Annotated in this window: 6 protein-coding genes; 4 read left to right on the top strand and 2 right to left on the bottom strand. The window is 45.4% G+C overall.

The window, feature by feature from the left end:
* Positions 1-114 precede the first annotated feature (114 nt).
* The 4 genes from B9J87_RS17010 to B9J87_RS17025 all read left to right on the top strand — a co-directional run bounded on the left by B9J87_RS17010 (position 115) and on the right by B9J87_RS17025 (position 5026).
* The gene (locus B9J87_RS17010) at positions 115-1083 is read left to right on the top strand and encodes a TAXI family TRAP transporter solute-binding subunit (RefSeq protein WP_026027829.1); all 969 of its coding nucleotides are present in this window, start codon (positions 115-117) and stop codon (positions 1081-1083) included.
* A gap of 287 nt (positions 1084-1370) precedes the next feature.
* Positions 1371-3944: a TRAP transporter permease gene (locus B9J87_RS17015; RefSeq protein WP_094151877.1), complete on the top strand. Its 2574-nt coding sequence runs from the start codon at positions 1371-1373 to the stop codon at positions 3942-3944.
* Positions 3945-4028: 84 nt separating this feature from the next.
* Positions 4029-4466: a universal stress protein gene (locus B9J87_RS17020; protein ID WP_013857847.1), complete on the top strand. Its 438-nt coding sequence runs from the start codon at positions 4029-4031 to the stop codon at positions 4464-4466.
* 167 nt (positions 4467-4633) lie between these two features.
* Positions 4634-5026 carry a DUF2061 domain-containing protein gene (locus tag B9J87_RS17025; RefSeq protein ID WP_064624308.1) on the top strand — a complete coding sequence of 131 codons (393 nt, stop codon included), beginning with the start codon at positions 4634-4636 and terminating at the stop codon, positions 5024-5026.
* 11 nt (positions 5027-5037) lie between these two features.
* On the opposite strand, the gene B9J87_RS17030 is transcribed toward B9J87_RS17025, so the two are convergent.
* Both B9J87_RS17030 and rraB read right to left on the bottom strand, forming a co-directional pair.
* Positions 5038-5841 (bottom strand): glycosyl hydrolase 2 galactose-binding domain-containing protein, encoded by an 804-nt coding sequence (locus B9J87_RS17030; RefSeq protein WP_094133409.1) that lies wholly within the window; start codon positions 5839-5841, stop codon positions 5038-5040.
* A gap of 174 nt (positions 5842-6015) precedes the next feature.
* Positions 6016-6441: a ribonuclease E inhibitor RraB gene (gene rraB / locus B9J87_RS17035; protein ID WP_017046663.1), complete on the bottom strand. Its 426-nt coding sequence runs from the start codon at positions 6439-6441 to the stop codon at positions 6016-6018.
* Between the last annotated feature and the right edge of the window lie 261 nt (positions 6442-6702).

Below are 6702 nucleotides of genomic sequence, written 5' to 3' on the forward strand. Positions count from 1 at the left end.
GGATAATTCTGTGATTGGGGTGAACGAACGTAGCTAACACCACAGCAACTTCAGGTGGGAAGGGTGTAACAACAATTATCTATGGGGTTAATAATGAATAAGGAAGGAAAATTCATGGCATTGAATAAATTGATTAAAGTTGGAATTATTGCAGCAGCGGTCATGGGTACAGGTACGTTAAGCGCACAAGAGTTCATTACGATTGGTACAGGATCCGTCACTGGTGTTTACTACCCGACAGGTGGTGCTATTTGTAAGCTGGTTAATAAAGGGCGTAAAGATCACAACATTCGCTGCTCAGTAGAATCAACAGGCGGATCGATCTACAACGTGAACACGATTCGTGCAGGTGAACTCGATTTCGGTATTGTTCAATCTGACTGGCAGTACCATGGTTATAACGGTACCAGTGAATTTGCCGAGCAAGGCCCGAATAAAAAACTGCGCGCAGTATTTTCCCTTCATACCGAACCTTTTAATATCATTGCCCGCGCCGATTCAGGCATTGAAAACGTGGCTGACTTGAAAGGTAAACGTGTCAACATTGGTAACCCAGGTTCTGGTGACAGGGCAACCATGGCTGTTGTGATGGATGCATTTGGTTGGACCAATGACAGCTTCAAACTGGCTTCTGAGCTCAAAGGCTCTGAGCGCTCTCAAGCATTGTGCGACAATAAAATAGATGCCTTTATTTATATGGTTGGCCATCCAAATGGTTCAATCAAAGAAGCAACGACCTCATGCGATGCAAAACTCGTCTCTGCTACTGGCCCTGAAATTGAAAAAATTGTTGCCAATAACCCTTACTACGCTTACAGCACGATTCCTGCTGGCATGTACCGTGGAACAGATAAAGATGTAACCAGTTTTGGTGTGGCTGCGACCTTGGTATCAAGCACTGATGTGTCTGATGAAGTCGCATACAATTTGGTCAAAGCGGTATTTGAAGATTTTGATACCTTTAAACGTCTTCACCCTGCCTTTGCTAACTTGAAAAAAGAAGACATGGTGAAAGCGGGGATCTCCATTCCTCTTCACCCTGGCGCAGAAAAATATTACAAAGAAATCGGTCTGCTAAAATAATTTCGCATCGCGAAAACCAACAATAGCGATACCGAATCAAAGGAGGCTGAACGTCTCCTTTGATTGCCCTTTCAGTCACGAGCGATATGCCCTTTATCCCTTGGCGTTATGGTCAACGATGATGGCCTGTCCTCTTACGTTTACAACGACTCTCTGGGCACATTTGGGTTTTAAATGATTTAACAACCCACCTTTTGTTCTGTTCCGCAATAGCCCACTTCTCATTAGCAGTGAATTGACCCTGTGACCAACCGAGACGTAGGCAGCCAATAATAAGGATAACGTACATGACGAAGACACTTACTCCGTCAACCGATGTGCAGGAAATGGTAGCGCAATCTGATACCGGCGCAAGAAACCCTCACGGCTTGCCGGGGCGCATTTTGTGGTTTGTCCCACTATGTTGGTCACTATTCCAACTTTGGTATGCTTCACCGCTGCCCTTTATTTTTAACTTTGCCATCTTAAACGATACGCAAGCACGAGCCATTCACCTCACATTCGCTGTTTTTCTCGCCTTTACTGCCTACCCTGCGTTGAAGAACTCACCACGCGATCGCATTCCATTGATTGATTGGATTTTGGCATTGGCGGGCAGTTTCTCTGCTGCTTACATCTATTTATTTTACAATGAGTTGGCTGGTCGCTCCGGTGCGCCAACCTTGATTGATATAGCGGTCTCCGTCACAGGGATGGTGTTATTACTTGAAGCAACACGTCGAGCATTAGGGCCACCACTAATGTTGGTCGCAGCACTCTTTTTGCTCTACACCTTTGGTGGCCCCTACATGCCGGATGTGATCGCTCATAAAGGAGCGAGCCTAAACAAAGCGATGTCTCATTTATGGCTGACTACTGAAGGGGTTTTTGGGGTGGCTCTTGGGGTTTCCACCTCTTTTGTGTTCTTGTTTGTTCTATTTGGCGCAATGCTTGAACGAGCTGGCGCAGGTTCCTATTTTATCAAAGTGGCCTTTTCACTGTTGGGCCACATGCGAGGCGGTCCCGCGAAAGCAGCGGTTGTAGCCTCAGGCTTATCGGGGCTAGTGTCTGGCTCATCGATTGCAAACGTAGTTACCACCGGTACTTTTACCATTCCCTTGATGAAACGTGTCGGCTTTCCCGGAACAAAGGCGGGCGCTGTTGAAGTAGCCGCTTCCACCAATGGCCAATTAACCCCGCCTATCATGGGTGCTGCCGCATTTTTAATGGTGGAATATGTCGGTATTTCCTATGTTGAAGTGATCCGTGCGGCGCTACTGCCAGCGCTTATCTCTTATATTGCCTTAATTTATATTGTCCATTTGGAAGCCTGCAAAGCAGGAATGAAAGGCCTACCTCGCCGTCATACACCGACATGGGTGCAAAGCTTACTTTCATTTACGGGTACTATTTTAGGGCTTTGCGTTCTCAGCGCTGTTGTTTACTACGGCATTGGTTGGACCAAAGAGGTGTTTGGTGACGCCGCTACTCCAATTGTTACGGTCGCGCTTTTACTGACTTATGTCGCTCTGATTAAAATTTCGTCTCGCTACGCCTCAGAAAGTTCAATGGATATGGATATCCAAGAAGTACCCGACCCTGGGCCGACGGTAAAATCAGGGCTTCATTACCTGCTACCTATTGTGGTGCTCGTATGGTGTTTGACGGTCGAGCGCTTCTCGCCCGGATTATCCGCTTTTTGGGCCACGATATTTATGGTCTTCATTTTAATCACTCAGCGGCCAATCATGTCGTTACTCAATAAGAGCAACGATTTGAACACGCAAGTGAAGGCTGGGTTTGTTGATCTTGCCGAAAGCTTGGTTTCAGGCGCGCGGAATATGATTGGCATTGGTGTGGCAACCGCAGCCGCAGGAACCGTCGTTGGTGTCGTCACCTTGACTGGCATTGGCTTAGTGATGACCGATTTTGTTGAGTTTATATCCGGTGGCAGCGTCATACTGATGCTGATTTTTACCGCCGTGATCAGCCTCATTCTTGGTATGGGCTTACCGACCACTGCCAACTACATCGTCGTATCAACCTTAATGGCTCCCGTCATTGTGACACTGGGAGCCGCTCATGGTCTTATCATCCCATTGATTGCCGTACACTTATTTGTGTTCTATTTCGGCATTTTGGCAGATGACACCCCACCAGTTGGCTTGGCGGCATTTGCCGCAGCTGCTATCGCTAAATCAGACCCTATTCGTACAGGTATTCAAGGGTTTGCTTACGATATTCGTACCGCCATTTTGCCCTTTATGTTCGTATTCAACACTCAACTACTGCTAATGGGAATTGATACATGGTGGCACTTAGCGTTAACCATTTTCTCGGCCATTACCGCAATGCTGCTGTTTTCTGCTGCGACTCAAGGTTGGTGGCTAACTCGCAATAAGTGGTGGGAAACCGTCTTGTTGTTGGTGCTGACGTTCTCGTTCTTCCGACCCGGTTTTTGGTGGGACATGATTTATCCTGCGACCGAACTGCACCCAGGCACAGAGATAGCGCAAATTGTAGAAAACCTCGATGTGGGTCAATCGATAGAGCTTATCGTCGCTGGTGAAACCATTGAAGGTGATTACTTATCAAAAACAGTACTACTCCCTTTTGATGATCAAGCGTCAACGGCAGAACAGCGTATTCAATCAATGGGGCTAACCCTGAAAGAAACCAGTAATCGTATGCTGGTGGATATGATTGACTTTGGCAGTCCAGCTGAAGCTGCAGGCATAGATTTTGATTGGGAAATCCGCTCAGTTGTGTTGGAAAGCCAACGGCCAATGAAAGAGTGGGTTTTCTTACCTGCATTATTATTAGTGCTGACGCTAGCTTGGAATCAAAAACGCCGTATGAGAACACAAGAAATACGCGCTTAATCAATATGCCTAGCACGAGCTAGGCATATACTTTACGGAAACAAGGTGCTCTAAAGCACCCTATCGTAGATGAGATAATCCATAATGTATAAACACATCCTTGTTCCAGTGGACCTTAATGAAAAAGGCTTTTCTGACAAAGCCGTTGAACTTGCTGTTTGGCACGCGACACATTCCAATGCTGAAATTCATCTTTTAAATGTATTACCTGGTATCCACATGTCGATGGTCGCCACATACTTCCCGAAAGATGCCGCGGCGAAAATGAAAGAAGACGTCAAGCAACAGCTAAAACAGTTTGCTGATCAACATATCGCTGACGAAATAATCTACAAACTGCATGTAGCGGAAGGTAAAGCCTACACCACCATTTTAGATTACGCAGAAAAGCTCGGAGCTGATTTGATTATCATGCCAAGCCATAAACGATCGAAGATCGATAAAGTGATGCTGGGATCGGTGGCCAGTAAAGTAGTGCAAAACTCGCCAATCAATGTACTGGTTGTCAAACCGCAAGGATAGAAACCCTGCATCGTCATAAAAAAGCGCATGAGGCGCTTTTTTTATGCCAACGACAAGCGCCTCAGTTAGGAATTGGCTATCAAACTAATAGGCTCAATTACCTTTACTTGTTGAGAATAATTATCAATAATGTTTACATCAACCCGATAACCGTTTAGGTGAACATTATGAAAAAAACGCTTAGCTTTGCCGCGATCCATTTCAGTATTGCGTTTACCGTCGTTTATCTACTTACGGGCGACATTATTCTTGGTAGTCTGATTGCCATGCTTGAGCCGATGGTCAATACCGTTGCTTTTTACTTTCACGAAAAAGTATGGGCGCACTACGCCCCACTGCGCCGCTACTCACAATCGGCCAAAATTAAAACAGGTAGCTTTGCTGTAGTGCACTTCAGTGTTGCATTTAGCGTGGCATATATCATGACCGGAAGTTTTGTCATTGGTGGTGTTTTAGCCATGATCGAACCGAGCATTAATACGTGTGCTTACTACTTCTACGAGAAGTTCTGGCAAAAGAGGCATCCGCAAGAATGGTCACCAATGAAATGCTCTCATTAACTGTACGTTGATCAGATAGGAAAATGGGTAACACAGAGATCTTCGCTTAACGCGATATGGAAGGATTGCTGCTGACCATCAAGTTGCACCGATAAGGTATACAAATCATTCGGGTTAAGCTGTGTAAGATCTGCGTACTTCGGCGCTTCCACTTGAAATAAAGCACTGGCATGCTGATGGCGCACATCAATAGGCAACTGATAGCTCATACCATTAAATTTTACTACCGCGGAAACTAATCCTGGTGCGTAGGTTTGATAATGTAAGTGAACCAAAAACTCACAGCCGCCGCCATAGTGCCAGATTTGCTCAGCGGTAACATGCTCTAGACGAACATGACGAATGCATTGTAGATAAGGCTCTTGCCAAATCCCCATTCGCTCATCGTATTTCTTCACCGCGTGGTGCCCTAGCGGGCATAATTGCGGCAAATCTGGCTCATCAAGCAACCACTCTTCTTCTTGCTCAACAAACAAAATTTCGAATCGATTGCGGCCGAGTTGCAGCAAAGGCCGAATGTCTTTTTTATACACCGCTTGGCTGCCATCACAATCGAATAGTGCCACACCGTTTAAACGTATTTCCGCATAAAAATCGATGCCCTCAAGCACAAGATCAATTGCAGCGAAGCTAAGCATCGCTTCATCCACCTCAACATCATGCATCAAATGCCACTCTTGCTCGGCAATTTGTACTTCTGTCATGTCGTGAGGTAATGCTTGGCTGAGAGGCGCAGGAAAACAAAGATCCTCTTGCGGGATCGATAAATCAGTCAACGGTGAAAGCTGCCAAAAGCCAGCAAGAGAAATTCGCATAATAAACTTGAGCTAGATCAATGCTAGATCAATGTTGAACGATTATATACAAAATAAATAAAGATGTGCTGACAAAAATAATGATTCGTCACTAAAGTGCCCCGTTAGCTTTGCATAGCTAAAAAAATACCAGCCAAAGGGCTGGTATCTCACATTAAGGTAAATAACGCCTAATCACTCTTGGTCGTCTTCATCTTCTTCATCGTCGTATAGCGCATCTTCACCCTCGTAGTAAGTGCCCCATCCGTCGTAAATAATGTCATATTTTTCAGCAAGTTGAATAAGCTTCTCTGCCTGTTCATCGATCGCTTCGGCCTTCAGTACCGATTGCATAGTCGCGTCACAGCACAATAGTTTATTGCCGTCTTCATCTTCTGTTTCTTCTGCTTCAAGCACTTCAAAGCCCATTTTAAAGGCTTCAACAACCGCTTTTTCTAGCGTGTCAAAATCTTCAGCAAATAGGTGGTGCTCTATCTCATATAACGCATCTGGATCACTGCCATCTTCGAGCAGGGCTTGAATGATGTCGCGAGTATCTTCTTTTTGAATTTCGATTAACTCTTCAACGGATACGTAGTCATCTTGCTGAGGTTGAGACATAAGGTGCTCCAGATTTGGCTAAATGTAGACTATACTCCATCAACTTGGCGTTGCAGATAGGCGGCAAGTGGGTTCATCCCCATGAACATAGATAAACTATGTGACTGGGGTGAGCAAACGTAGCCAGCACCGCTGCAACTTCACGTCGGAAGGGTATAAATGAATTTCGACGAAATATGGCATGGTTCGCCTAAAATTGCCACCAACAACGTACCGCGATCTTTATCTTTCTAAAGGATCACTGCTCAATCAAGTACAGAT

Origin of the sequence: Vibrio sp. V19_P1S1T109, from assembly GCF_002241375.1 — a bacterium.
GTDB lineage: Bacteria > Pseudomonadota > Gammaproteobacteria > Enterobacterales > Vibrionaceae > Vibrio > Vibrio anguillarum.

What these genes read in the sequence shown, in the direction of transcription:
- B9J87_RS17010 (WP_026027829.1), top strand. Translation starts at nt 115, where the DNA reads ATGGCATTGAATAAATTGATTAAAGTTGGAATTATTGCAGCAGCGGTC.
- B9J87_RS17015 (WP_094151877.1), top strand. Translation starts at nt 1,371, where the DNA reads ATGACGAAGACACTTACTCCGTCAACCGATGTGCAGGAAATGGTAGCG.
- B9J87_RS17020 (WP_013857847.1), top strand. Translation starts at nt 4,029, where the DNA reads ATGTATAAACACATCCTTGTTCCAGTGGACCTTAATGAAAAAGGCTTT.
- B9J87_RS17025 (WP_064624308.1), top strand. Translation starts at nt 4,634, where the DNA reads ATGAAAAAAACGCTTAGCTTTGCCGCGATCCATTTCAGTATTGCGTTT.
- B9J87_RS17030 (WP_094133409.1), bottom strand. Translation starts at nt 5,841, where the DNA reads ATGCGAATTTCTCTTGCTGGCTTTTGGCAGCTTTCACCGTTGACTGAT.
- rraB (WP_017046663.1), bottom strand. Translation starts at nt 6,441, where the DNA reads ATGTCTCAACCTCAGCAAGATGACTACGTATCCGTTGAAGAGTTAATC.